General features: G+C 66.6%; 21 protein-coding genes. 13 read left to right on the top strand and 8 right to left on the bottom strand.

From position 1 onward, the window contains the following. Nucleotides 1-210: 210 nt before the first annotated feature. The 4 genes from HV681_RS00940 to HV681_RS00925 all read left to right on the top strand — a co-directional run bounded on the left by HV681_RS00940 (nt 211) and on the right by HV681_RS00925 (nt 3,792). Nucleotides 211-561, top strand: coding sequence for a DUF3325 domain-containing protein (locus tag HV681_RS00940; protein ID WP_175121279.1), 351 nt, complete (start codon nt 211-213; stop codon nt 559-561). Between the two features lie 166 nt (nt 562-727). Beyond that, nucleotides 728-2,722: a ribonucleoside triphosphate reductase gene (locus HV681_RS00935; RefSeq protein WP_175121278.1), complete on the top strand. Its 1,995-nt coding sequence runs from the start codon at nt 728-730 to the stop codon at nt 2,720-2,722. 94 nt (nt 2,723-2,816) lie between these two features. Then, nucleotides 2,817-2,999: an anaerobic ribonucleoside-triphosphate reductase gene (gene nrdD, locus HV681_RS00930; RefSeq protein WP_175121277.1), complete on the top strand. Its 183-nt coding sequence runs from the start codon at nt 2,817-2,819 to the stop codon at nt 2,997-2,999. Continuing rightward, entirely contained in the window at nt 2,965-3,792 is an 828-nt protein-coding gene (locus HV681_RS00925) for an anaerobic ribonucleoside-triphosphate reductase activating protein (RefSeq protein ID WP_175121276.1), read from the top strand. Before nrdD ends, HV681_RS00925 begins: the two co-directional genes overlap by 35 nt. Here HV681_RS00925 and HV681_RS00920 read toward each other — a convergent pair. Beyond that, nucleotides 3,783-5,201, bottom strand: coding sequence for an aminotransferase-like domain-containing protein (locus HV681_RS00920; protein ID WP_175121275.1), 1,419 nt, complete (start codon nt 5,199-5,201; stop codon nt 3,783-3,785). The two genes, HV681_RS00925 and HV681_RS00920, sit on opposite strands and share 10 nt — an antisense overlap. Nucleotides 5,202-5,331: 130 nt before the next feature. Between HV681_RS00920 and HV681_RS00915 the strand changes: the two genes are divergently transcribed. From HV681_RS00915 to HV681_RS00900, 4 genes are all read left to right on the top strand, one after another. After that, the gene (locus tag HV681_RS00915; protein ID WP_175121966.1) at nt 5,332-6,621 is read left to right on the top strand and encodes a hydroxymethylglutaryl-CoA reductase, degradative; all 1,290 of its coding nucleotides are present in this window, start codon (nt 5,332-5,334) and stop codon (nt 6,619-6,621) included. A gap of 69 nt (nt 6,622-6,690) precedes the next feature. Beyond that, entirely contained in the window at nt 6,691-7,182 is a 492-nt protein-coding gene (locus HV681_RS00910; RefSeq protein WP_175121274.1) for a hypothetical protein, read from the top strand. Further along, nucleotides 7,179-8,564, top strand: a complete 1,386-nt coding sequence (locus HV681_RS00905; protein WP_175121273.1) for a tripartite tricarboxylate transporter permease — start codon at nt 7,179-7,181, stop codon at nt 8,562-8,564. Before HV681_RS00910 ends, HV681_RS00905 begins: the two co-directional genes overlap by 4 nt. A gap of 126 nt (nt 8,565-8,690) precedes the next feature. Further along, a complete protein-coding gene (locus HV681_RS00900) occupies nt 8,691-9,848 on the top strand; it encodes an NAD(P)H-dependent flavin oxidoreductase (RefSeq protein ID WP_175121272.1) in 1,158 nt (385 codons plus the stop codon). 14 nt (nt 9,849-9,862) lie between these two features. On the opposite strand, the gene HV681_RS00895 is transcribed toward HV681_RS00900, so the two are convergent. Both HV681_RS00895 and HV681_RS00890 read right to left on the bottom strand, forming a co-directional pair. Further along, nucleotides 9,863-10,531 (bottom strand): HAD family hydrolase, encoded by a 669-nt coding sequence (locus tag HV681_RS00895; RefSeq protein ID WP_175121271.1) that lies wholly within the window; start codon nt 10,529-10,531, stop codon nt 9,863-9,865. Nucleotides 10,532-10,640: 109 nt separating this feature from the next. Continuing rightward, nucleotides 10,641-11,843 carry an MFS transporter gene (locus HV681_RS00890; RefSeq protein WP_175121270.1) on the bottom strand — a complete coding sequence of 401 codons (1,203 nt, stop codon included), beginning with the start codon at nt 11,841-11,843 and terminating at the stop codon, nt 10,641-10,643. Between the two features lie 106 nt (nt 11,844-11,949). On the opposite strand from HV681_RS00890, the gene HV681_RS00885 reads away from it, so the two are divergent. After that, nucleotides 11,950-12,882 carry a LysR family transcriptional regulator gene (locus tag HV681_RS00885; protein ID WP_175121269.1) on the top strand — a complete coding sequence of 311 codons (933 nt, stop codon included), beginning with the start codon at nt 11,950-11,952 and terminating at the stop codon, nt 12,880-12,882. On the opposite strand, the gene HV681_RS00880 is transcribed toward HV681_RS00885, so the two are convergent. Together HV681_RS00880 and HV681_RS00875 are read right to left on the bottom strand one after the other, a co-directional pair. After that, nucleotides 12,852-13,652, bottom strand: a complete 801-nt coding sequence (locus HV681_RS00880; RefSeq protein WP_175121268.1) for a DUF169 domain-containing protein — start codon at nt 13,650-13,652, stop codon at nt 12,852-12,854. The two genes, HV681_RS00885 and HV681_RS00880, sit on opposite strands and share 31 nt — an antisense overlap. A gap of 78 nt (nt 13,653-13,730) precedes the next feature. After that, nucleotides 13,731-14,648, bottom strand: a complete 918-nt coding sequence (locus HV681_RS00875) for a LysR substrate-binding domain-containing protein (RefSeq protein ID WP_175121267.1) — start codon at nt 14,646-14,648, stop codon at nt 13,731-13,733. Between the two features lie 157 nt (nt 14,649-14,805). On the opposite strand from HV681_RS00875, the gene HV681_RS00870 reads away from it, so the two are divergent. The 4 genes from HV681_RS00870 to HV681_RS00855 all read left to right on the top strand — a co-directional run bounded on the left by HV681_RS00870 (nt 14,806) and on the right by HV681_RS00855 (nt 17,830). After that, nucleotides 14,806-15,555: an SDR family oxidoreductase gene (locus HV681_RS00870; protein WP_175121266.1), complete on the top strand. Its 750-nt coding sequence runs from the start codon at nt 14,806-14,808 to the stop codon at nt 15,553-15,555. A 43-nt stretch (nt 15,556-15,598) separates the two neighbouring features. Next, a complete protein-coding gene (locus HV681_RS00865; RefSeq protein ID WP_175121265.1) occupies nt 15,599-16,408 on the top strand; it encodes a nucleotidyltransferase domain-containing protein in 810 nt (269 codons plus the stop codon). Between the two features lie 253 nt (nt 16,409-16,661). Continuing rightward, nucleotides 16,662-17,150, top strand: coding sequence for a DUF6882 domain-containing protein (locus HV681_RS00860; protein WP_175121264.1), 489 nt, complete (start codon nt 16,662-16,664; stop codon nt 17,148-17,150). After that, nucleotides 17,147-17,830: a site-2 protease family protein gene (locus HV681_RS00855; protein ID WP_175121263.1), complete on the top strand. Its 684-nt coding sequence runs from the start codon at nt 17,147-17,149 to the stop codon at nt 17,828-17,830. The genes HV681_RS00860 and HV681_RS00855 overlap by 4 nt, the downstream gene beginning before the upstream one ends. Nucleotides 17,831-17,867: 37 nt before the next feature. On the opposite strand, the gene HV681_RS00850 is transcribed toward HV681_RS00855, so the two are convergent. From HV681_RS00850 to HV681_RS00840, 3 genes are all read right to left on the bottom strand, one after another. Next, nucleotides 17,868-19,856: a TRAP transporter large permease gene (locus HV681_RS00850; protein ID WP_175121262.1), complete on the bottom strand. Its 1,989-nt coding sequence runs from the start codon at nt 19,854-19,856 to the stop codon at nt 17,868-17,870. Then, nucleotides 19,853-20,476, bottom strand: coding sequence for a TRAP transporter small permease subunit (locus HV681_RS00845; protein WP_175121261.1), 624 nt, complete (start codon nt 20,474-20,476; stop codon nt 19,853-19,855). The genes HV681_RS00850 and HV681_RS00845 overlap by 4 nt, the downstream gene beginning before the upstream one ends. 125 nt (nt 20,477-20,601) lie before the next feature. Continuing rightward, a complete protein-coding gene (locus HV681_RS00840) occupies nt 20,602-21,729 on the bottom strand; it encodes a TRAP transporter substrate-binding protein (RefSeq protein WP_175121260.1) in 1,128 nt (375 codons plus the stop codon). Between the last annotated feature and the right edge of the window lie 133 nt (nt 21,730-21,862).

Here is a 21,862-nt window from a genome sequence, read left to right as displayed (position 1 = left end):
CAATTCGCGTTCCCGAGGCTGCGTCCGCCGAACCGGGCAGGCGATTGCCGCCGTGAGAGCAGTGGCGGCCCGGAAGCTGTGCAGAAAATACAAAGCGCTCCAAAGCCAGACGCCGCGCCGATTCCCGTAGAATCGGGGGCATTACCCACAACAGCGCAAGGGCGTCGCGCCACCCGGCAGGCACAGCGACCCGCGCAACAAAGCAGCCGCATGACCATGAACGACCTCTGCGCCATCGCGATGGCCTTGCTGCTGACCTACGCCGGCATGGCTTGCCTGGCGCTTGCCACCCCCCGTCACTATCACCAGGTCTGGACGCGCAATCCGCACGCCGGCCACACGCGCGTCCTGCGCGGCGCCGGGGTCCTGTTGATGGGGCTGGCCATCCTTCCCTGCGTGGGCCTGTGGGGCGACGTGTTGGGGATGGTGGTCTGGCTGGGCTGGCTGTCCGCAGGCGCGCTGCTGTGGTTCGGCCTGCTGTCATGGGCCCCGCGGCCGGCCGCCGGCACGGCGGCGGTCGCGGTGGCGATTTCCCTGCTCGGCGTGAGCATCGGCTTCTGATCCGGCCGGGCCGGCGACAGGCGCCGGGTGCGACCGACCGCCGCATTGCGCAAATTCACGACAGTTTTCGGCCATTTGACGCGGGTCAACCGGCATCCACATCCAGCGGTTCCAGCACCATATGTGGTGATAGAGTCTTCGCACTCCACTACATATGGTGCCAACAATGGAAATCCAACATATCCTCAAGCGCGACGGCCGCGTCGTTGCATTCGATAGCGAGAAGATCGCGCAAGCCATGGCGGCGGCGGGCCAAAGCACCGGGGAGTTGGACCTGCAAGGCGCACGCGCGCTGACCGGCACCGTCATCGCAAAGCTGGACGGCAACGTCTGCCCCGGCGTCGAAACCATTCAGAACCGCGTCGAAGACGTGTTGGTCCAGGCAGGCCACTGGCGCACGGCGCGCGCCTACATCGTCCACCGCGAGCAGCACGCCCGCCTGCGTTCGCTGCGCCATACGCTGGTCGACGTCGAAAGCGCCATGGAAGAGTATCTGGAGCAGCGCGATTGGCGCGTCAACGCCAACGCCAATCAGGGCTACAGTCTGGGCGGCCTCATCCTGAACGTCGCCGGCAAGGTCACTGCCAACTATTGGCTGTCCAACGTCTTCACGCCGGAAGCCGGCCATGCCCACCGCGAAGGCGACATCCACATCCACGACCTGGACATGCTCAGCGGCTACTGCGCCGGCTGGTCGCTGCGCCAGTTGCTGACCGAAGGCTTCAACGGCATTCCCGGCAAGGTCGAATCCACGCCGCCCAAACACATGTCGGCCGCCATCGGCCAAATCGTCAACTTCCTGGGCACGCTGCAGAACGAATGGGCCGGCGCGCAGGCGTTCAGCTCGTTCGACACCTACATGGCGCCCTTCATCCGCCGCGACGCGATGACCTACGCGGACGTCAAGCAATCCATCCAGGAACTCATCTTCAACTTGAACGTGCCCAGCCGCTGGGGCACACAAACGCCCTTCACCAACCTCACGTTCGACTGGACCTGCCCGGCCGACCTGAAGGACCAGATCCCTTACGTGGGCGGCGAGGAAATGCCGTTTTCCTACGGCGACCTGCAGGCCGAGATGGACATGATCAACCGCGCGTACATCGAGGTCATGATGGCCGGCGACGCGAAGGGCCGCGTGTTCACGTTCCCCATTCCCACCTACAACATCACGCCCGATTTCGACTGGGACCATCCCAATACCGAGCGCCTCTTTGAAATGACGGCGCGCTACGGATTGCCGTACTTCCAGAACTTCCTGAACTCCGACCTGGAGCCGCACATGGTGCGCTCCATGTGCTGCCGCCTGCAGCTCGACCTGCGCGAACTCCTGAAGCGCGGCAACGGCCTCTTCGGTTCGGCCGAGCAGACCGGATCGGTCGGCGTGGTGACCGTGAACTGCGCCCGGCTGGGCCATACCTGCCGCGGCGACGAAGCGCGGCTGATGGCGCGGCTGGATTACCTGCTGGCGCTGGGCCGCGACGTGCTGGAAACGAAGCGCAAGGTCGTGCAGCGCTACATCGATCAGGGCCTCTACCCCTACACCCGCCGTTACCTGGGCACGCTGCGCAACCACTTCAGCACGCTGGGCGTGAACGGCATCAACGAGATGATCCGCAACTTCACGGACGATGCCGAAGACGTGACCACGCCCGCCGGCCACGCCTTTGCGGTGCGCCTCCTGGACCGCGTGCGCCAGCGCATGACCGAATTCCAGGAAGAAACCGGCCACCTCTACAACCTTGAAGCCACGCCGGCCGAGGGCACCACGTACCGGTTCGCCCGCGAAGACCGCAAGCGCTATCCCGGCATCCTGCAAGCGGGGACGGACGCCCAGCCCTACTACACGAACTCCAGCCAGTTGCCGGTGGGCTACACGGACGATCCCTTCCACGCGCTGCAACTGCAGGAAACGCTGCAAAGCAAGTACACGGGCGGCACCGTGCTGCACCTGTACATGAACGAGGCCGTGTCCACCGCCGAGGCCTGCAAGCAGCTCGTGCGCCGCGCGCTCACCAACTTCCGCCTGCCTTACATCACGGTCACGCCCACGTTCTCCATCTGCCCGAATCACGGCTACCTGGCCGGACACCACGAGTTCTGCCCCAAGTGCGACGCGGAACTGCTGGCCAAGCAATCGTCTTGCTGCACCCCGGCCTAGCGTTGCCGGGATCCGGGGCGGTGCGCAACCTTCCGGCGCGCGCTGTCCTTCACCCGCCGGGCAAGCGTCCGGCATCACTTTCCGAGGAAAACCTATGCAAACCTTGACCGCTCCCGTCGCCGCGTCCGCTCCCGCTGTCCAACTGGACGACAGCCAGCGCGTGCGCTGCGAAGTCTGGACCCGGGTGATGGGCTACCACCGCCCGGTTTCTTCCTTCAACACCGGCAAACAGGGCGAATTCAATGAGCGCCGCTTCTTCGTCGAACGCAGTGCCTGAAGGCGGATCGCCCCAGGGCAACTCGCAGGCCGGCGGCGCCGGCCGGCCCGCCGCCCAGGCCATTCGCCTGCTGGCGGATCGGCCGGCCTATGCCGCACCACCACAGCCGGTTATCCAGCCCCTGCCCCGGCACTCGCCCGCCGTGGGCGGGCTGGTGCCTTTTTCCACCGTCGACTGGCCCGGCCAACTGGCCGCGGTCGTCTTCATTTCGGGCTGCCCGTGGCGCTGTCACTATTGCCACAACGTCGAACTCCAGACGCGCGCCGCCCGCTATGACTGGCGCGAGGTCCGCGCCTTCCTCGAAACCCGCAAGGGCCTCCTGGACGCCGTTGTGTTCTCAGGCGGCGAGCCGCTGAGCGAGCCGCGCCTGCCCGCCATGATCCGCGACGTCAAACGCATGGGCTACCGCGTGGGCCTGCACACCGCGGGCATCTACCCGCTACGGCTGGCCGACGTGCTGCGTCATCTGGACTGGGTGGGCATGGACATCAAGGCGGACGCCAAGGGTTACGACGACATCACGGGCCGGCGCGATTCCCAGCGACCGGCGCTGGCGTGCCTGACGCAGTTGCTGTCTGCAGGACTGGATTTCGAATGCCGCATCACGTGGCATCCCGACTGGCTGGACGAATCGCGGCTGATGGCGCTGGCGCGGGAACTGGCCCGCCGCGGCGTGCGCCAATTTGCGGTGCAGGCCGCGCGCGCCGCGCCCGGCGCACCCGTCGCGCGGGCGCTCAGCAACCAGGCGCAAGGCGAGCTGCGGCAGGCCTTTCAGGAATTCTCCTATCGCTGATCCAGATGCGCAGCCAGGGTGGCGTGGAAGCGCGGCGACACCACGGCGCCCACATTGCAGCGAGACCACGGCGACACCGCCGTGGGATCCACGCTGAACACGCGACCCGGCGCCATGATGACCTTCTCGGGCATCAGCGCCGCGGCCAGCGTCAGCGAATCCGCCACGCCGGGAAACGCAGACCACAGATACAACGAACTGGTCGGCCGCGTGAACACCTGCGCGCCCAGCGAATCCAGCACCTGCAACGCCTGGCCGGTCGCAGCTTCCAGCCGCTGCCGCAGACGCACCAGATGCCGCTCGTAATGGCCCTCGCGCAGCATCACGTCCACCATGCGCTCGCAATACTCAGAGCTGCTGACGTGCACCAGCGCCTTCAGATCGGCCAGGTCGCTTGCTAGCGCGGCGTTGCACGCGATGAAACCCACGCGCAACGCCGCCGAGAAAGACTTCGAGAAGCTGCCGATGTAGATGGTGCGCTCAAGCTGATCCAGCGCCGACAGCCTGACCGACGACGTGGGCTTGAAGTCCGCCAGGGGGTCGTTTTCGACCACCATCAGGTTGTAGCGCTCTGACAGTTGCAGGATCTTGTAGGCCTTGGCCGGCGACATGTCCGAGCCGGTGGGATTGTGCGCGATCGACTGCGTAAAGAAGAGGCGCGGCTTTTCGCGCTGCAGCAACGATTCCAGTGCAACGACGTCCGGCCCGTCAGGCAGGCGCGGCACGCCCAGCATTCGCACGCCGGCCAGCTTCAGCTTGCCAAAGAGCGGGTAGTAGCCGGGATTGTCCACCAGCACCGTCGACCCCGGCGGCAGGAAGTAGCGGATCACCAGATCCATTGCCTCGTTGGCGCCATGCGTCAGCACCAGTTGCGACGGCGCGGTGTTGATGCCCACGTCGCCCAGCTTGCGGACCAGGCTTTCGCGCAGCGGCGCATAGCCAAATCGGCTGCCGTAGCGGAACAGCGCGCCCAGCCCCGTGCGCACCACCTTCTGGTGATAGCGATCCATGCGCATGTCCGCCAGCCACTCCACCGGCGGAAAGCCGTCGCCCACGGCGACCGCATCCGGTTGGGTCTTGAGCTGTTCGCGCATCAGCCACACGATGTCCATCGCCCGGCTCAATTGCCCCGGCTCTTCGTCCGCGGCCGCGTGCGCGTGATCGACGTCCAGCACGTAAAAGCCCGAGCCACGCCGGGGTTCGACCAGCCCGCGCGCCACCAGCATTTCAAACGCCACCACGACTGTGTTCTTGGCGTAGCGGTGCAGTTGCGCCAGCTCGCGCAAGGACGGCAGCTTGTCGCCCGCGCGGTAGACGCCGTCGGCGATCTGCTGGCCGATCAGGTTGGCCAGGCTCTCGGCGATGGGCGCCGCGCGCTGCGGCCTGCCCGGCGAATTGGCGTCATCCACGTTGCGATCCCTGTCTTGTCGTTGCCAAAATTGGTGCAGTGCGGTGGTACTGTTTGCCCAAACTGTACCTCTGAATAGCGGTACAGTTTACCTAGAATCAGGCCACTCGATTCTTATATGGAGACACGCCATCGTGGCCGATTCACGCCTGCCCAACTTCCGGGCCCTCACCCCCGCCCAACGCCTGGCCTTCATTGCCGACGCCGCCTCGCTCACCGATGAAGAGCGCCAAATGCTGGGCGAGCCCGGCGCGCTGAACCTGGCCCGCGCCGACGGCATGATCGAAAACGTCCTGGGGACGTTCGAGCTGCCGCTGGGCGTGGCGGGCAACTTCCAGGTCAATGGCCGCGACGTGCTGGTGCCGATGGCCGTGGAAGAGCCGTCCGTGGTGGCGGCCGCCTCGTTCATGGCCAAGCTGGCGCGCGAAGGCGGCGGCTTCGAGACGTCCAGCACCCGCCCGCTCATGCGCGCACAGGTGCAGGTCCTGGGCCTGACCGACCCGCATGGCGCGCGCCTTGCCCTGCTGCGCGAGCGCGAACGCATCCTGACGCTGGCCAACAGCCGCGACAAGGTGCTGATCGAGCTGGGCGGCGGCTGCCAGGACATCGAGGTCCACGTGTTCCCGGACACGCCGCGCGGCCCGATGATCGTGATGCACCTGATCGTCGACGTGCGCGACGCCATGGGCGCCAACACCGTCAACACCATGGCCGAGGCCGTGGCCCCGCTGGTCGAGGAAATTGTCGGCGGCTCGGTCCGCCTGCGTATCCTGTCCAACCTGGCAGACCTGCGGCTGGCCCGCGCCCGCGTGCGCCTGACGCCGCAGACGCTGGACACCAAGGAGCGCAGCGGCGCCGAGATCATTGAAGGCGTGCTGGACGCGTACACGTTCGCCGCCATCGACCCGTACCGCGCTGCGACGCACAACAAGGGCATCATGAACGGCATCGACCCGGTCATCGTCGCCACCGGCAACGATTGGCGCGCGGTCGAGGCCGGCGCGCACGCCTACGCCGCCCGGTCGGGCCGCTACACGTCGCTGACCCACTGGGAAAAGGACACGTCGGGCGCGCTGGTCGGCAGCATCGAAATGCCCATGCCTGTGGGCCTGGTCGGCGGCGCCACCAAGACCCATCCGCTGGCGCGGCTTGCGCTCAAGATCATGGACGTACGTTCGGCACAGGAACTGGGCGAAGTCGCCGTGGCCGTCGGCCTGGCGCAGAATCTGGGCGCGCTGCGGGCGCTGGCCACCGAAGGCATCCAGCGCGGCCACATGGCGCTGCACGCCCGCAACATCGCGCTGGTGGCCGGCGCCACGGGCGCGGAGATCGACGAGGTCGCCAAGCGCATGGCCGCGGAAAAAGACGTCCGCACCGACCGCGCGCTGGCCTTGCTGGAGGAGCTGCGCGCGTCCCGATAACCCGCACGGCGAGTACCCGAGGCGGCGCCGGTCACCCCGCGCGCCGTCCGATAAACACAGGAGAGAGACATGAAACAAAGCCCTCAGGCGCCGTCCACGCGCCTGGCTGAAGTCTGGAGCGACACCGTGGATCTCAGGCATCTGGCCTGGGCCATCGGCATTGGGATCTCGGTCAGCGTGGCCGGCTTCTTTGCCGCCAGCCGCTGGCTGCGCGGCGTGGTGGCGTCACCCGAGCTCGCGCACGCATACGCGATGCTGGCCGGGCTGGCCGGCTGCGTGCTGGCTGGCGTGATCTGCGCCCGACTGTTCCCGCCCAAACGCGAGGTCGTCGAGCACAGCGCCACGCACGATCCTGCCTGGCGCGCCGAAGTGCTGGCCGAGCTGGCCGAACAGCCCGGCGGCCTGGGCACGCTGGCGGACCTGCCCGAGGCCGTGGTGCGCGAGCTGAAGGAACTGGACCTGTACGACCTGTTCGCGCAGCCGGCGGCGCCCGCCGTCTCTGCCGCTGCCGCCGATGTTGCCGCCCCCCGGCGCGGCGCCGCCAAGGAGGCCTTGGCATGAGCCCCGAACTGCTTGAACAAATCATGGTGGCCGCGGGCATGGGCCTGTTGGGCGCGGTCGTGTTTGCGGCCATCGGCCTGGTGTCCGGCACCGATGAAACCACGACGCTCGCGCCGCTGACGCTGCTGGTCGTGCTGCTGGGCGTGCCGCCCGCCGGCGTCTTCACGTTCTTTCTGGCGGGCGCGGTGGCCAAGCACATGACGCACGCCGTGCCGACCGCGCTGCTGGGCATCCCGGGCGACACGCTGGCCACGCCGCTGCTGCAGGACGCGAACATGCTGCGCAAGCTGGGCGTGCCGCACATTGCGCTGCGCAAGATGGTGTCCGGCGCCATCGTCGCCGCCTTTGTCGCGGTGCCGCTGGCGGTGCTGTTCGCCGTGCTGCTGGCGCCGTTCGGCGCCGCCATCACCAAGTCCGCCCCGTGGATCTTCCTGGCGGCCGCATTGCTGATCGCGTATTTTTCCGCGGGACGCTGGGCGGCGGTGGCGCTGCTGGTGCCGTTCGTCATGGTGATCATTGCGCTGCAAAGCCTGACGGCCAAGTACGGCGTCAAGCTCAGCATCAGCTACTTCCTGGGCATCGCCATCGGACCGCTGATCGCCGACCTGTTCACCGTGCTGTCGCCGCAAGGCCGCGGCAAGATGATGCGCGACAAGGTGCGCACGTTCTCGCTGGCGCCTGACGTAAAAGGCTGGTCGGGCTACTTTCCGAACCCGCTGAAAGTCATGGACCGGGTGCAGACGCGCTGGACGCTTGCCACCGCAGCCGTGTCCAGCGCCACCTTCGTGTTCAGCCCGGTCGCCATGACCGTCGTGCTGGGCGAGCTGGTGGGCTCGCGCGTCAAGCACGCCTATCACCGGCTGACGACGGTGCTGAGCGCGCGCAACGGCGTGACCGAGGCCACCTACATCGCCGAGGCCCTGATTCCGCTGATCGCCTTCGGCCTGCCCCTGAGCCCCGTGGCGGCGGGACCGGCCGCGCCGCTCTTCAACGCCCCGCCCCGCTTCACGGTGGATTCGGCAACGGGCCAGACGCACAACCTGCACAACCTGCTGAACCATTGGGAATTCCTGGGTTACGGCATGCTGGCGGTGTTACTGGCGGCAGTGGTGTCCTACCCCTTCGCCATGAACTTCGCGCGCCGCGCCGCGCTGTTCGTGTCGCGCCGCGTCAGCCACGAGGCCATCATTGCCACGTTTGTCGGCCTGATCATCGTGATCAGCGTCTGGGAAGGCCAATTTCTGGGCCTGCTCGTCATCCTGACCATGGGCCTCATCGGCGGCCTGCTGTCGCGCCTGTTCGGCTTCAATACCGGCGTGCAGTTCATGGGGTACTACACCGCCGTGCTGTCCGTGCCGGCGATCATCAAGCTGCTGGGATAAAAGCGTGACAGATGGGCGGGGGCTGTCTGGTCCCCGCCCATTGCCGCGCCACTTGATCCTTCGCAAGGCGGCGCTCCCCACGTTGCTCTAGCCTCTGCTCTCTTGACCAGAGGAAAGACTCATATCATGACGTGGTTCAAATCACTCACCCTCGCCGGACGCGAGTTGCTGCCCATCGTGCAGGGCGGCATGGGCGTTGGGGTATCCGCCCATCGCCTGGCCGGCGCGGTTGCCAGCCAGAACGCCGTGGGCACCATTGCCAGCGTCGATTTGCGCCATCACCACGCCGATCTCGTGGAAAAAACCGAAAAATGCAATGACCGCGACACGATCGACACCGCCAACCGCGAAGCCCTGCATCGGGAGGTCCGCGCCGCGCTCGATACGGCGCAAGGGCGCGGCCTGGTGGCGGTAAACGTCATGAAAGCCGTGCGCGACCATCCCGCGCTGGTGCGCCAAGCCTGCGAAAGCGGCGCAGAGGCCATCGTCATGGGCGCCGGCCTGCCGCTCGACCTGCCCGAAATGACCGCCGACTTCCCCAAGGTTGCGCTGGTGCCCATTCTTTCCGAGGCCCGCGGCGTCGCCGCCGTGCTGAAGAAATGGATGAAAAAAGGACGACTGGCCGACGCCGTCGTCATCGAACACCCCGGTTACGCGGGCGGCCACCTGGGCGCGGCACGGCTCGACGACCTGCACAGCGAACGTTTCGATTTCAAAAAGGTGCTGGCCGATTGCCACGCCCTGTTCACTGAACTGCAACTGGGCCGCGATGCGCCCCGCCTGATCGTCGCCGGCGGTGTCGGCAGCCACGAACAGGTCCGCCACTGGCTCGGCAACGGCGCCGATGGCGTGCAGGTCGGCACCGCATTCGCCGTCACCCACGAAGGCGACGCCCACGAAAACTTCAAGCGCGTCCTGATCGACGCCGACCCCGCCGAACTGGCGGAATTCACCAGCGTGGCCGGCCTGCCGGCACGTGCGGTCGCCACGCCGTGGCTGACCCGCTACCTGCGCCAGGAAGGCACGCTGCAAGCCAACACCCGTGCCGACCCGCGCCGCTGCAGCCAGCGTATGGACTGCCTGACGCAATGCGGCCTGCGCGACGGCATCGCCAAGTTCGGCCAATTCTGCATCGACCTGAAACTCGCGGCCGCGATGCGTGGCGAAGTCAGCCGCGGTCTTTTCTTCCGCGGCGCGTCCAAACTGCCGTTTGGCAATGCCATGCGTTCCGTGCGCGAACTGATGGATTACCTGCTGCACGGCGAGATGCCCGCCGCGGCATAGGTCAGCAGCCCCTCTCAGATGATCTCCGGCAGCCGCCGCAGATCATCGATCACTTCAAAGGCGCCCTCGTCCAGCAACCGCTGCCGCTGTTGCGGTCCGTTGTGCGAGGCGCCCACAAACCCCACCGCCCGCATGCGCGCCGCACGAGCAGCGCGCACACCCGGCACGCTGTCCTCGACCACGACGCAATCCAGCACCGCGGCCCGCATCTGCCGCGCTGCGTACAGAAAAACGTCCGGCGCCGGCTTGCCCTTGGCCACCTGCGCCGTGCTGAACACATGCGGTGCAAACGTCTCCCACAGACCCACCATCTTGAGCGCCGCCTCCAGCTTGGCCGGCATGCTGCTGGACGCGACGCACAGGTCCAGCCCGCGTTCCTTCAACACCTTCAGCGTCTCGTGCACGTGCGGCAAGGGGCGCAGTTCGGTGCGGAACGTGCGATCCAGCCGATCGGCATACTGGCGCGCGAAGCCTTCGGGCAACGCGCAGGCGTGCTCGGCCTGCAACGTGCGCCACATGTCCGCATCCGGAATGCCGGCAAAGCGCAGCGCGGCCTCTTCGGGCGTGATGGCGATGCCGTGTTCGGCCAGGGCGCTGGATTGGGCGCGCGCGGCGATGATTTCGCTGTCGATCAGGACGCCATCGCAATCAAAGATGACCAGGCGCGGGGCGGGCGTGTGCATGTAACCTCCAACGTGTTCGGCCGCTCCATGATAGGCCAGCCCGGTTACAGCGAAGCGCCCGCCTCATGACCGGCACCGAGTGACCGACGGCGCGCGCTGCCAAGCCTTGTCAAAGATTGGTGCCCCCGACGCGCCGCAGGCGCCAGGCGACGGCCACGCCCGCCAGTCCTGCCGCCGCCACGATGAACGACGCGGAGGACCAGCCAAAACGGTCGATCGCGCCGCCCACCGCCACTGGTCCGATGACCTGCCCCAGATTGCTGCCCTGCATGACCAGCCCCACCGACGCCGCGGTCAACGCCGGACGTGGCGCCACCTGCGGCGCGGTGCCAAGCAGCGTCGCAGGGATCAGCCCGCCCACGGCCGAAAACAGCACGCACAGCAGAAAGGTGGTCATGGCCGGCAGCGCGGAACCGAAGATCAGCAGCGACACGCCCGCCATCACTGCGCTGGCGCAGGCGATCAACGTGGACCGCCGCCAGCCGCGTGCAAGCAGTACGCCCGCCCCCAGATTGCCCACCACGTTGGCAGCGCTGGCAATGGCGCTGTACAGCCCGGCCGCCGCCAGCGTCAGCCCCAGTTGCTCCATGAGCAGCACCGGCAGGAAGGTGAACAGCGCGAAGAACATCAGGCTGTAAAGGGTGAACGACAGCGCCAGCAGCATCGGGCCGGCCGCGCCCATGGTGTCGACCGTGTCCTGTCGTAGCCCCTGCCACGACAGGGGCGAGCCGCGAGGCGTGGGCGGCGCCAGCGCGGCGATGCTGGCAAGCGCCACGCCTGCAGCGATGCCCGCGCACCACCAATAGGCGTGCCAGTCGTCGAACGCCTGCGAGGCGAGCATCGCGATTGCCATTCCGGCCGGCATGTAGCAGCTCCAGAGTGCAAAGGCGAAATCGCGCCTGCCGCCGGTGACGATGCGCTGCAGCGCGGCGGGCCCCGCCACCGTAATCATCAGGAAACCCAGTCCCTCGATCACCCGGGAGCCAAGCAGCACGCCATAGCCGGGCGCCAGCGCGCCCACCGCCGTGCCCGCCGCGGTCGCCGCCAGGCCTAGGATCAGCATGCGCCGGGCGCCAAAGCGCGCGATCACCCCGCCCGCCGCGATGCCGCCCACCATGCCCAATATCGAAAACACCGCCGTCAGCGTGCCAATGGACGCGAGGTCCAGCCCCATGTCCTTGCGCAGCAGCGGCGCGGCGATGATGACCTTGCCCACCTGCAACGCCGCCACGACGCCCGCGCCCACGATGGCCAGCACCGCGCCCCAATGCGGGTGCCCGATGGCACGTTCCGCCCCTTCGACCTTGTCCATCCCACCCTCGCTTTCACCAAGATTCCGGCATCATGCCTCGCAAAATTGATTCCGCGAAGTGATAACCTTTCGACGATATTGATCGAACAAATAGATCAACCTTCCCATGATTGACGCGCTGACCCTGGACCAACTGCGTGTGTTCGCCGCCGTCGCAGATACCGGCAGCTTTCGCGCGGCCGCCCGCCGCTTGTCCCGCGTGCAGTCCGCCGTCAGCCACGCCATTGCCAACATGGAGGCGCAACTGGGCGTGCCGCTGTTCGACCGCACCGGCCATCGTCCAGTCATGACGCCGCAAGGCCAGGCGCTGCTTGCCAATGCCCGCGACATCCTGCTGCGGGTCGATGCGATGCGCGCCCGTGCGCAAGGCCTGGGCGAAGGCGTCGAGCTGGAGCTTTCGCTGGTGGTGGATACGCTCTTTCCGATCGAACGGGCTGGTGCGGCGCTGAACCACATGCGCGCGGCGTATCCCTCGGTGGCGATGCGCGTCTCGGTGCTGCCCTTGGGCGGACCGGTCGACGCGCTGTTGGCCGGCACGCACACATTGGGCATTCTTGCAGGCGAGCATTTCCGGCATCCGCGCATTGCGGTGCAGGCGCTTGGCGCCATTCAGATGGTGGCCGTGGTCGGCGCTTCGCATCCCCTGGCGCAGACTGCGCGCGCCGGCCGCGCGCTTACCGCGGCGGACCTGGCGGATCACCTTCAGATCGTGCAGTCCGATCCCTCGTCGCTGTCCGAAGGCCGCGACTTTGCCGTGCTGTCGCCGCAGACCTGCCGCGTCAGCGGCCAGGACACCAAGCACGCGCTGATCCTGTCCGGGCTCGGCTGGGGCCGACTGCCGCTGTGGCAGGTTGAGCGCGACCTGGCCGAGGGCCGCCTGCTGCGCGTGCCCACCGCCAGCCTGGGCCGCGACAGCCAGATCACCAGCGAAACCTATCTTGCGCACCGCATCGACCGGCCGCTCGGGCCGGCTGCGCGCGCCTTGGCCGCGGCGCTGCACGCCGGCGTTCAACCCGGGGACTTGGGCGGCTGCGCGTAGCTCACCCCCATGCCGGCGCGCACGTCGTTCTGGATGCCATAGGGCGCGATGGGATAGCGCAGGCCATTGGCCGCCAGCGCCTTCATGCCCTCGATGGCAATCGGCAGATAGCGGGGAGGCAGCGCCATGAGCATTTCTTCGTCGGGCACGCCGCCATAGCGACGCTCGGCGAAACAGGGCAAGGACAGGCTGGGCTCGCCGGTGGCAAGCGCCCTGCCCCAGGAATCCGCACAGGCGGTTTCTCCGACGACGCTCCAGTCAAAGCGCCGGTAGTTCTTCCATTGCAACCCGTTGATCAGGATGATCATCTGACCCGGCGTGGCGTACACGAGGCAGATGTCCGGCGGATCCAGGCGCCCAGATGCCAACGGCGACACGACCATGGCGCGGTACTTGTCCGCCGGCACACAGGTCAGCGCCTCCTGGCGCGCCCGGGCATCGGCTTCGGTCGCGTGCCAGACCCCCACATATTCCTTGCCGCGCTTCCAATCTTCGTCCTGCGGCCCCAGCCCGATGACCGCGCGGCATTGCGCGCCGACCAGATCGTCGCCCGTGATGCCAACCGTCCAGCCCAGCCTTGCCGCCATGCCCACGATCTGGTCCGTGGTGTGCGTGGCCTTGGGCCGGCGCAGGCCCTTCACCCCCGCCATGTCGGCTTCGTGCTCGTAAAGCTTCATGCCGATGACAGTGGTCTTCAGCCGCAGCAGCCGGTTCAGGTCGTCGACCAGCGACGCCCAGTCGAGCGCGGTTTCCTGCGTTGTCTCTTCCATGTTCGTCCTTTGGACTGTTGTTTGCGGTCTGGCGCGCCGGAGGCCCGCGCTGCCGCACGCGGTCAAGACTACAACGCGTCAGGCGAACCCGTCGATGCCCCGCATCAGCGCCGCCGCCATGCGCGGCTGGCGCAACTGGTCCAGCCACCAGCGCAGCGCCCGCCCGTCGTGATCGCCGCGCCAGGCGAGATACAGCAGGTTGGGCTCGCGCGGCGTCTCGGTGGACATTTCGACCAGTTCGCCTCGCGCCAGCAGCGAGGCCACGCGGTGGCGCGGCACCCAACCCACGCCGAGCCCTTCGCGTTGCGCCAGGATTTTTGCGCGCATGCTGGGCACGGCCAATGTCACCTGCCCGCCGACCCTGCCGTACCCGCGCGCCGACGAGCCGCGCGCCGTGTCGGCGACGACGACGGCGCGATGTTGCTGGATCTGGTCCTGGCGCAACGGCCCCTTTGCCTTGGCCAGCGGATGGCGCGGTGATATGGCAAACAGCCATTCCATCTCGCCCAACGCCGCCCATTGCAGGTTCGGCATGGTTTGCGGCTCGTTGGTCGCGCCCACAATCAGGTCTGCCCGTCCCTCGCGCAGCGCTTCCCACGTGCCGCCCAGCACTTCGTGCGTGAAGCGCAGCCTTACGCCTGAATCCAGCTTGTCGAAGGCCCGGAGCAGCGGCGCCATCAGTTCGAATTCCAGGATCTCGTCGCTGACAATGTGCAGGCGGTCTTCCCAGCCGCTGGCCACCTGCCGCACGCGCTGCGTGAGCCGGCTGACGTCCTGCGCTAGCCGCGCGGCTTCGTCCGCCAGCAATTGGCCGGCGGGCGTCAGTTGCAGCCGATACCCGCGGCGGTCGAACAAGAGGGCATCGAAGCGTTCCTCCAGTTGCCGCGCGGCGTGCGACACGGAAGACGGCGCCTTGCCCAGCCGGGCGGCCGCCCGGGACAGGCTGCCGCTATCGCGGATGGCTTCCAGCAGTGAGAGTTCATTGGCAGTCAGCATCGCGGGCTCAACATAGTGGGCTGTACCTCTGGGGATACACGTTCCGGGCCAAACATGTGCAATTTCTTCGAACGTGTTTGTGCGTCAGATCGTACGACAAACCACCGGGCCAGGCGCAACATGGCTACACCTCACCTCCACACCAAAGGAACCCGTCATGAACCGTTTTGAACAAAAGACCGTCCTGGTCACCGGTGGCACCAGCGGCATCGGCCTCGCTGCCGCCCAAGCCTTCGCCGCCGAAGGCGCCCGCGTCATCGTCACCGGACGCGACACCGCGGCGCTGGAAAAGACCCGCGTCACCCTGGGCGGCAACGCCTTGGCCATCCAGAACACCGCTGGCGCGCCCGGCGCGGCGGCGGCCCTGGCGGACGCACTGGCCTCGGCGGGCGTGCGCCTGGACGCCGTCTTCGTCAATGCAGGCATCGCCAAATTCGCCACGCTGGCCGACGCCACCGAAGACCTGTGGGACCAGACGTTCGACACCAACGTCAAGGGCGTGTTCTTTCAGTTGCAGGCGCTGGAACCCTTGCTCAACGCGGGCGCGTCCATCGTGCTCAACGGGTCCATCAATGCCCATATCGGCATGCCGGCGTCGTCGATCTACGCGGCCAGCAAGGCGGCGCTGATCTCGCTGGCGAAAACGCTGTCGGCCGAATGGCTGCCGCGAGGCGTCCGGGTCAACGTCGTCAGCCCCGGTCCGGTCACGACGCCGATCTACGGCAAGCTGGGCCTGGACGCCGACACGCTTGAGAAGACAGCCGCCAGCATCCAGTCGCAGATTCCGCTGGGCCGCTTCGGTACGCCGCAAGAAATCGCCGCAACCGTCCTGCATCTGGCTGCGCGCGAATCGGCCTTCATCGTGGGCACGGAGATCATTGCGGACGGCGGGATGAGCCAGCTTTGAGCCGGCGCCGGGCCGATGGCCGGGCGGTGCTAGGATGCGGGGCATGACTTCGATCCTGCACGCCCACCCCATCGACCCCGCCGTCCGCGAACGCGTGATGGCGACCCTGCAAGACATCGAGCAGCGCCACGACGTGCGCGTCCTGCTCGCCTGCGAATCCGGCAGCCGCGGCTGGGGCTTTGCCTCGCCCGACAGCGACTACGACGTGCGCTTTCTGTACGTACACAAGCTGGACTGGTATCTGCGCGTGGCGCCGCAACGCGACGTGATCGAGCTGCCGATTGACGACGAACTGGACGTCTCGGGCTGGGAGCTGCGCAAGTCCCTGCGACTCTTGCGCGGTTCCAACCCCACGCTTTTCGAGTGGCTGGATTCGCCCATCATCTATCGCCAGGACGACGCCGTCAGCGCGTGGCTGCGGCATTTCCGCAGCGCGTACTTCTCCAGCACCAAGGGGCGCTGGCACTACGTTGCCATGGCCGGCCGCAACTTCCGCGAATCGCTGCAGGGCGACACGGTTCGCCTGAAGAAGTATCTGTACGTCCTGCGCCCGGTGCTGGCCGCGCAATGGATCGACAGCGGCCGGGGCGTTCCGCCGATGCGCTTTGCCGATCTGGCCGACGTCATCATCACCGACGCCGCGTTGCGCGCCGAGATCAATGAACTGCTGGCCATTAAGATGGCGGCGGGCGAAGCCGAGCACGGTCCTCGCTTCCCGCTGATCCACGCGTATCTTGAATCGACCTTGGCCGAACTGGAAAAGGCGCCCTACTTCGACCGGCCCGACGGCCAGACCGAGACGCTGGACCGGTTTTTGTATGAGGTCGTCACGGGCGCGCCGCTGACGTATTGAAGCGCTGCAGCAGGCGTTGCCTGACATCCGGGCGGCAGGATCGTCAATGTCGGCCCCGGTGTGTGACACCCGAGAAACTGATCGTCAATTCGATCCGGCACCGCGGGGAGGTCAGACACCATTTCTCCGTCTTGAGCTGTTGGACCGGCCGGCCGCCGATGCCCGTTGCGACGGCGCGCCCTCCCTCATTGCCGCGCATAAACGCGTTTCACGTATCATCACCAGCCCCTTTATCTAGATGGAACAAGCGAGCATGTCCGACACCACCAAGCCCTTCGACGTCCAGAACTTCATCGCCCAAAGCATGGAAGGCATGCAGGCCGCCACCACGGCGCATTGCGCGACCTGGCACCTGGACGAGGCCGAGCAATGGTCGGTGGACATGGATAGCGGCCTGATCGTGTTCCAGCTGCCGGGCGGCATCGTCGCGTCCGCGCCGGTGCAGATCATCGGCACGTCCAACAGCGAAGACGGCAGCTTCCTGTGGGGCTGGGACCATCCGTCGGTGCCGGCCGAGCTGGCCGAGCACGCGCAACTGGCGTTGGCATTCGGGCGTGCGCATGGACTGCCCGCTTACACCGAACGCAAGGTCGATTGCGACGACGCCCAGGCTTGGGAGTTCACCGCCGTCGCCATGCGGCTGGGTGAAGCCTCCGGCTCGTATCGCGCGCAGGCGTCGGAGACGGCGCATGTGTGGATGACATTCGGGAAAGTGTCGCTGTCGAAGGCGGAAAGCGAGTGACGGTGGCGTCAGGGGTCATCGGCCTGCTGCTGGCCGTCGCGCTTTGCGCGCTGGTGCATGTGGCGGTGATGGCCTTCGCGGGACGTGCGCTGGGCGTGGCGCTGGACGAACTGTCGTTCGGGCTGGGGCCGCGCCTGTTGCGGATGGGTAAGCTCAGCATCCGGCTGCTGCCCATCGGCGGCGCGGTCCGCTTCCAGACGGCGGGCGGCACGATGCCGGCGGATGACGCGGACATTCACTCGCAACACCTGGAAGCGCAGCCGCTCTGGGCGCAACTGTTCATCGGCGCCTCCGGCTGCCTCGCGCTGATCGCGCTGGCGTGCGCGCTGCTCGGCGGCATGGCCGGTGTGCAGGCGCTGGCGGGTGGATTCACGAACATCCTCATCGGCGCGCTGTCGCCGCTGCACACCGCGCAGGCGCTGCTGGCGCGCGTGGATGCCGCCGCGCACGGTCTGCCATTTTCCACGTTGCTGGGCCTGACCGCCGCCACCACGGCAGCGCTGAACCTGCTGCCTTTGCCGGGCGCGAACGGCGGCTACCTGTTGGGCGCGCTGGGCAAAAGCGCCGGCTTGGGCAAGCATTGGCCGGCATCCGTTACGCAGATCCTGCTGCTGGCTTATGTGGCGCTGGCGGCGTCCTGGCTCGTCGCGGCCGTGGTGTATCTCAACAATGGTGTCTGACACCCGAGTGAAAGCAGGTGTCTGACACCTTCGCGCCTTACCGATACAGCACCGTCGGCAGCCACATGCCGATCGCCGGGAACATGTACAGCAGGAAGATCGCGACGACCTGGATCCCCATGAACGGCATCATGCCCAGGAAGATCTGATTCAGCGTCACGTGCGGCGGCGACACGCCCTTCAAGTAGAACGCCGACATGGCCACCGGCGGGGACAGGAACGCGGTCTGCAGGTTCAGCGCGACCAGCAAGCCGAAGAACAGCGGATCGATGCCGAAGGTATTGAGCAGCGGCACGAAGATCGGCATGAAGATCACGATGATCTCGGTCCATTCCAGCGGCCAGCCGAGCAGGAAGATGATGATCTGCGCCAGCAGCAGGAACTGAATCTGCGTCAGACCCAACGACAGCACCCATTCCTCGATGATGCGCTGGCCGCCCAGCAGCGCGAACGCCGCCGAGAAGATCGATGATCCCACGAACAGCCAGCACACCATGGCGCTGGTCTTGGCCGTCAGGAACACCGATTCACGCAGCACCGGCAGATTCAGCCTGCGATACGCCAGCGCCAGCAGCGCCCCGCCCATCGCGCCCATGGCGGCGGCCTCGCTGGGCGTGGCCAGGCCAAAGCCGATTGAGCCCAGCACAGCTGCAATCATCACCGCCAGCGGAAAGAACGACGCCATCAGCATCTTGAAGATTTCCAGCCGCGCCCACGTCAGCGCGGCGTAGAACACTGCCAGCATCACTGCGCAGACGCCTGCAAAGATCCAGAAGCCGGTGGGCGCGGGCTTGCGGGCGTCGGCCGTGTCGGGTGCGGCCTGCTTTGCAGGTGCGGCCGCGCCTGCTGGCGGCTGGGCGGCGGGCGTGCCCGGCGGTTCGCTCAAACCCGACGTGGCGGGCGCGCTACCCGGCGGTTCGGCAAGTTCATTGGACGGCGGTTCGGGCAGGTCATTGGACGGGGGCTCGGCCAAGCCATCCGTGGGCGGTTCGCTCAACCCAGAGCCGGAATCGAAGCCGCCCGAGCCCAACTGCAGTTCGGCGGGAATCTCGTACTCCACAGCGGGCTTGGTCAGCGCATGATGCACCACCGCCAGCATCAGCACCGTGACCAACAACGGCGACAACGCCATCGCCATATTGCGCGTCAGGTAGCCAAACGACACCGCGCTGTTGCGCCGGCCCTTGAACATGGCGGCCAGCATGCCCGATACGGCGCGCGTGTAGGGGCCCGCGGCAAGCGCTGCCGTCCCGGGCGACAGCGGCACGCCACGCTCGCTTTCTGGCAAAGGCGGCGCCATGTCGGGCCGCAGCTTGGCCACGATGATGACGTACACCATGTACAGAATCGCCAGCATGAGCCCGGGAAAGAGCGCACCGGCATACAACTGCACGACCGACACGCCCGTGGTGGCGCCGTACACGATCAGCATCACCGACGGCGGCAGCAGGATGCCCAGACAGCCGCCCGCCGTGATCGAACCGGCCGTCAGACGCACGCTGTAGCCCGCCTTCAGCATGGCCGGCATTGCCAGCAACCCCATCAGCGTGACCACCGCCCCCACAATGCCTGTCGCCGTCGCGAAGATGGCGCACGTCGCCAATGTGGCCACCGCCAGCGCGCCGGGCAGCCGCGCCAGCGCCAGATGCATCGACCGGAAGAGCTTTTCGATCAGGTTGGCGCGTTCGACCAGATAGCCCATGAACACGAACAGCGGAATCGAAATCAGCGAATCGTTCGTCATCGTGGCGTACGTGCGCTGCACCATCAGGTCCAGCGTCTGTCCGAGCGACCGCCCCGGATCCGAGCTCTGCATGTAATACGCCAGAAACGTAAACAGCACGCCCATGCCCATCAGCGTGAACGCCGTGGGAAAGCCCAGCATGATCGCCACCACGATCAGGGCCAGCATCAGCAGCCCGATGTGGCCGGTGGTGAGGTTGTCCCACGGCGTCAAAAACGCGATCATCAGCAGCACCAGCGCGATGCACGACAGGCCGAACCACAATGCCTTGTGGATTTTCATCGCTGGGACTCCCCGGAGTTGACGTAACGATCGAGCTTGGCGATGTCTTCGTCCTTCACGTGCACCATCTCCTTGAGCTTGTCGACGTCCACTTCCTCGACGTCCTCTTCACGCGACGGCCACGCGCCCTGCTTCAGGCACAGGATGCAGCGCATGACCTCGGCCACGCCCTGCAGCAGCAGCACTGCGCCGGCAGCGGGTATGAAGGCCTTGAATGGATAGATCGGCGGCCCGTTGGCCATCAGCGAGGAATGCTCGCGGATGGCGATGGAATAGCCGGCGTAGTACCAGCCCGCCCACACCAAGGCGATGACGCCCGGAAAGAAAAAGACGATGTAGAGCAGCAGGTCCAGCCCCGCCTGCACACGCGGCGGCAGGAATCCGTACAGGATGTCCCCGCGCACGTGCCCGTTCTTGGCCAGCGTATACGCCCCGGCCATCATGAACAGGATCCCGTAATACATCATCTGCAGGTCGAACGCCCAGGCGCTGGGCTGGTTCAGGATGTAGCGCGCCGCGACTTCCCAGCACACATGCAGCGTCAGCACCACGATCAGCCAGGCAAAGGTCTTGCCCACAAGGGTGGAGATGCTATCTATGAAACGTACGATTCGGATCATCGAAGGTCCTGGAGTCGGATCCGCTCAGGCCGCGGCAAACCTGCCGCCGGCCTGCACGGAACCTGGACGCATGGCGAAACCCCGCGCGCCGGCCAGGCGGCGCGCGGGTGCGGCGCATGACGGCGTCAGGCCGGCTTGGTGCTGCGCGAGAAGTAGTGGTTGTAGGCCATGCGGTAGTTGACGGTGGTGTCGCCGTGCCAGCGCCCCACCCGCTCCGCGAACGCCCGCTGCGATTCCAGCACCTTCTTGAACAGCGGATTCTCGGCCGACCGCTTGGCGATCATCTCGTCCCAGATCTTGAGCTGCTGCTGCAGGATCGCGTCCGGTGTCTTGTAGAACTTGACGTTGTGATCCTTCTGCAGCTTGATGTAGTCCTGCGAGTAGCGGTTCGCCGCCTTCCAGGACATGTCCGCGCTGGACGCCTGCGCCGCATAGCTCAGGATGTGCTTCAGGTGTTCGGGCAAGGCGTCGTACTTGGCCTTGTTGAACAGCACCTCGAATTGCTCCGCACTCTGGTGAAAGCTCTGCAGCATGCAGATCTTGGAGACGTCCTGGAATCCCAGCGCCAGGTCGGAAGACGCGTTGTTGAATTCCGCCCCGTCCAGCAGGCCGCGGTCCAGCGCCGGCACGATTTCCCCGCCGGGCAGCGCATTCACGGCCGCGCCCATCGCGGTGTACATGTCAATGGCCAGGCCCACGGTACGGAACTTCACGCCCTTGACGTCCTCGACCTTCGTGACCGGCCGCTTGAACCAACCGAACGGCTGCGTCGGCATCGGTCCGTACATCAGGGACTGCACGTTCACGTTCATGGCCTTCTGGATCTCGACCAGCAGCTCCTTGCCGCCGCCGTATTCATGCCAGGCCAACAGCATGTTGGCATCCATCCCGAACGACGGACCGGACCCCCACAGCGCCACCGCCGTGTTCTTGCCGTACCAGTAGGCCACCACGCCGTGACCGCCGTCCAGCGTCCCGGCCGACACCGCATCCAGCAAGTCGAACGCCTTGACCACGGCGCCCGCGGGCAGCACTTCGATCTTCAACTGACCGCCGGCCATCTCGTTGACCTTGTTGGCGTAGTCGCGGGCGAATTCGTGGAAGATGTCGGTCGCGGGCCAGGTGCTCTGGAACCGGAAGGAAATGGGTGCGTTCTGCGCCTTGGCGATGGCGGGAAATCCTAGCGCCGCGACCCCTGCGGCGGCTGCGCCGGAGATGAATTTGCGGCGGCGGGGCTTTGTAACGTGTTGCATGGCTTGTTGTCTCCTGGGGTGGACTACATGGACCAGCGTGTTGTTACTACGGCTGCAAGGGTGTGGCACAGATTGGCTGCTGCGAGCCATCCGATGCCGGTTGATGCGTCTGATGCGCAACTTTGGAGTGATT

It is taken from the genome of Achromobacter animicus, from assembly GCF_902859585.1.
In the GTDB taxonomy this organism is placed as follows: Bacteria; Pseudomonadota; Gammaproteobacteria; order Burkholderiales; family Burkholderiaceae_B; genus Achromobacter; species Achromobacter animicus.
Note: the sequence above shows the minus strand (reverse complement) of the source record. Positions and strands in the feature narration are given on the sequence as shown.

What these genes read in the sequence shown, in the direction of transcription:
- HV681_RS00875 (WP_175121267.1), bottom strand. Translation starts at nt 14,648, where the DNA reads ATGCTGACTGCCAATGAACTCTCACTGCTGGAAGCCATCCGCGATAGC.
- HV681_RS00885 (WP_175121269.1), top strand. Translation starts at nt 11,950, where the DNA reads ATGATTGACGCGCTGACCCTGGACCAACTGCGTGTGTTCGCCGCCGTC.
- HV681_RS00940 (WP_175121279.1), top strand. Translation starts at nt 211, where the DNA reads ATGACCATGAACGACCTCTGCGCCATCGCGATGGCCTTGCTGCTGACC.
- HV681_RS00850 (WP_175121262.1), bottom strand. Translation starts at nt 19,856, where the DNA reads ATGAAAATCCACAAGGCATTGTGGTTCGGCCTGTCGTGCATCGCGCTG.
- HV681_RS00845 (WP_175121261.1), bottom strand. Translation starts at nt 20,476, where the DNA reads ATGATCCGAATCGTACGTTTCATAGATAGCATCTCCACCCTTGTGGGC.
- HV681_RS00840 (WP_175121260.1), bottom strand. Translation starts at nt 21,729, where the DNA reads ATGCAACACGTTACAAAGCCCCGCCGCCGCAAATTCATCTCCGGCGCA.
- HV681_RS00925 (WP_175121276.1), top strand. Translation starts at nt 2,965, where the DNA reads ATGAGCGCCGCTTCTTCGTCGAACGCAGTGCCTGAAGGCGGATCGCCC.
- nrdD (WP_175121277.1), top strand. Translation starts at nt 2,817, where the DNA reads ATGCAAACCTTGACCGCTCCCGTCGCCGCGTCCGCTCCCGCTGTCCAA.
- HV681_RS00910 (WP_175121274.1), top strand. Translation starts at nt 6,691, where the DNA reads ATGAAACAAAGCCCTCAGGCGCCGTCCACGCGCCTGGCTGAAGTCTGG.
- HV681_RS00860 (WP_175121264.1), top strand. Translation starts at nt 16,662, where the DNA reads ATGTCCGACACCACCAAGCCCTTCGACGTCCAGAACTTCATCGCCCAA.
- HV681_RS00905 (WP_175121273.1), top strand. Translation starts at nt 7,179, where the DNA reads ATGAGCCCCGAACTGCTTGAACAAATCATGGTGGCCGCGGGCATGGGC.
- HV681_RS00900 (WP_175121272.1), top strand. Translation starts at nt 8,691, where the DNA reads ATGACGTGGTTCAAATCACTCACCCTCGCCGGACGCGAGTTGCTGCCC.
- HV681_RS00880 (WP_175121268.1), bottom strand. Translation starts at nt 13,652, where the DNA reads ATGGAAGAGACAACGCAGGAAACCGCGCTCGACTGGGCGTCGCTGGTC.
- HV681_RS00865 (WP_175121265.1), top strand. Translation starts at nt 15,599, where the DNA reads ATGACTTCGATCCTGCACGCCCACCCCATCGACCCCGCCGTCCGCGAA.
- HV681_RS00895 (WP_175121271.1), bottom strand. Translation starts at nt 10,531, where the DNA reads ATGCACACGCCCGCCCCGCGCCTGGTCATCTTTGATTGCGATGGCGTC.
- HV681_RS00870 (WP_175121266.1), top strand. Translation starts at nt 14,806, where the DNA reads ATGAACCGTTTTGAACAAAAGACCGTCCTGGTCACCGGTGGCACCAGC.
- HV681_RS00935 (WP_175121278.1), top strand. Translation starts at nt 728, where the DNA reads ATGGAAATCCAACATATCCTCAAGCGCGACGGCCGCGTCGTTGCATTC.
- HV681_RS00890 (WP_175121270.1), bottom strand. Translation starts at nt 11,843, where the DNA reads ATGGACAAGGTCGAAGGGGCGGAACGTGCCATCGGGCACCCGCATTGG.